Origin of the sequence: Pseudoroseomonas cervicalis ATCC 49957, assembly GCF_000164635.1 — a bacterium.
Taxonomy (GTDB): domain Bacteria; phylum Pseudomonadota; class Alphaproteobacteria; order Acetobacterales; family Acetobacteraceae; genus Pseudoroseomonas; species Pseudoroseomonas cervicalis.
The window spans coordinates 212,858-214,867 of record NZ_GG770778.1 but is presented as its reverse complement, the minus strand read 5'-3'; the positions used below and the strand labels follow the sequence as shown (position 1 = coordinate 214,867).

Annotated in this window: 2 protein-coding genes; both read left to right on the top strand. The window is 73.6% G+C overall.

Going from position 1 to position 2,010, the window contains the following annotated elements; translation table 11 throughout:
* Positions 1 to 73: 73 nt before the first annotated feature.
* Entirely contained in the window at positions 74 to 1,135 is a 1,062-nt protein-coding gene (locus tag HMPREF0731_RS08320; protein WP_007003635.1) for a quinone-dependent dihydroorotate dehydrogenase, read from the top strand.
* Positions 1,132 to 1,989 carry a TIGR01459 family HAD-type hydrolase gene (locus HMPREF0731_RS08315; protein ID WP_007003634.1) on the top strand — a complete coding sequence of 286 codons (858 nt, stop codon included), beginning with the start codon at positions 1,132 to 1,134 and terminating at the stop codon, positions 1,987 to 1,989. Before HMPREF0731_RS08320 ends, HMPREF0731_RS08315 begins: the two co-directional genes overlap by 4 nt.
* The last annotated feature ends 21 nt before the right edge of the window (positions 1,990 to 2,010 follow it).

Here is a 2,010-nt window from a genome sequence, read left to right as displayed (position 1 = left end):
GCCGGGGCTGCATGCCCGCCGCGCCGCGCGGGGCCTTCCCTTGCGCGGCGGGGCGGGGCACAAGCGGGGCGCCATGACCCCTGCCCTCGCCTCCGCCCTCATGCCGCTGATGCGCGGCCTCGATCCCGAACGCGCGCATCGCCTGGCGCTGAAGGCGCTGGCGCTGGGCCTCGCCGGCGCCGACACCGCGCCGGACGAGCCGGTGCTCGCCACGACGGTGCTCGGCCTCGATTTCCGCAATCCGCTCGGCCTCGCCGCCGGCTTCGACAAGGACGCGGTGGCGGTGGCGCCGCTGATGCGGCTGGGCTTCGGCTTCGTCGAGCCCGGCACCACCACGCCCCGCCCGCAAGCGGGCAACCCCCAGCCACGCCTGTTCCGGCTGGAGGAGGATGCGGCGGTGATCAACCGCATGGGCATGAACAATGAGGGGGTGGACGCCTTCGCCGCCCGGCTGGCGGCGCTGAGGCGGCCGCTGCCGGCGGTGCTCGGCGCCAATATCGGCATCAACAAGGAGGGCGCCGAGCCGGAGCGCGACTACCCCGCCCTCTACCGCGCCGTGGCGCCGCAGGCCGATTACGTCACCATCAACGTCTCCTCCCCCAACACGCCGGGGCTGCGCGATTTGCAGGGCGAGGCGAAGCTGGCCGCCATCCTGGCCGCCGTGGCCGCGACGCGGGCGGAGCAGCCGCGCCAGCCGCCGGTGCTGGTCAAGATCGCACCCGACCTGGCCGAGGAGGCGGTGCCGAGCCTGGTCGAGACCTGCGTGGCGAATGGCGTGGCCGGGCTGATCGTCAGCAACACCACCATCGCCCGCCCGGCCAGCCTGCGGAGCGCCCACAAGGGCGAGACCGGCGGCCTGTCCGGCCAGCCGCTGTTCGAGCCCTCCACCGCGCTGCTGCGCCGTGTTTATGGGCTGGCCGCCGGGCGGCTGGTGCTGATCGGCTGCGGCGGCGTGTCCAATGGCGCGCAGGCCTATGCCAAGATCCGCGCCGGCGCCGCGCTGGTGCAGATGTATGCCGCCTTCGCCTATGCCGGCCCGGTGCTGGTGCCGCGCATCAAGCGGGAGCTGGCCGCGCTGCTGCGGCGCGACGGCTTCGCCCATGTCCACGAGGCCGTAGGAGCCGATGCCCGATGAAGATCCTGGAGAGCGTGGCCCCGCTGGCCGACAGCCATGACGGCTTCGTCCTCGACATCTGGGGCGTGCTGCATGACGGCGCCGCCCCCTATCCCGGCGTGCCGGAGGCCCTGAAGGAACTGCGCGCGCGGGCCAAGCGCATCGTGCTGCTGTCCAACGCGCCGCGCCGCTCCTGGTTCGTCGCCGACAGCCTGACCGCCATGGGCATCGGGGCCGAACTCTATGACGGCATCGTCACCAGCGGCGAGGTCGCCTGGACCCTGCTGCGCGACCGCACCCATCCCTGGTTCTCCCGCCTGGGGAGCCGCGCCTTCCATATCGGGCCGCAGCGCGACCTCTCGGTGGTCGAGGGGCTGGGCATCACCCTGGCCGCCCGCCCGGACGAGGCCGATTTCCTGCTCAACACCGGCCCCGAGCCGGAGCGCGGCCCGCAGAGCGTCGAGCCCTACCGGGCCGATCTGGCGGCATGCGCCAAGGCCGGGCTGCCGATGCTCTGCACCAACCCGGACCGCGCGGTGATGGTCTCCGGCCAGAAGCTGATCTGCGCCGGCGCGCTGGCCGATGTCTATCTGGCGCTGGGCGGCGATGTGCTGGAGATCGGCAAGCCGGACGCCATGGTCTACCAGACCGTGCTGGCGACGCTGGCGCTGCCGCCGGAGAAGATCGTCGCCATCGGCGACACGCCGCACACCGACCTGCTGGGCGCGGCCAATGCCGGCATCGATTCGGTCTGGGCGCTGACGGGGTTGGCGGGACATCATTTCGGCGCGAACCCCACCTCCGAGGCCCTGGCCGAGGAGGCGGCGCGCGAGGGCGTCGCCCCGATCGCGGCGCTGCGCAGCCTGCGCTGGTGACCGCCCGGGCCGGGGGCCGCG

Excerpts from the sequence above, each read along its gene's own strand:
- HMPREF0731_RS08320 (WP_007003635.1), top strand. The coding sequence starts at position 74 with ATGACCCCTGCCCTCGCCTCCGCCCTCATGCCGCTGATGCGCGGCCTC.
- HMPREF0731_RS08315 (WP_007003634.1), top strand. The coding sequence starts at position 1,132 with ATGAAGATCCTGGAGAGCGTGGCCCCGCTGGCCGACAGCCATGACGGC.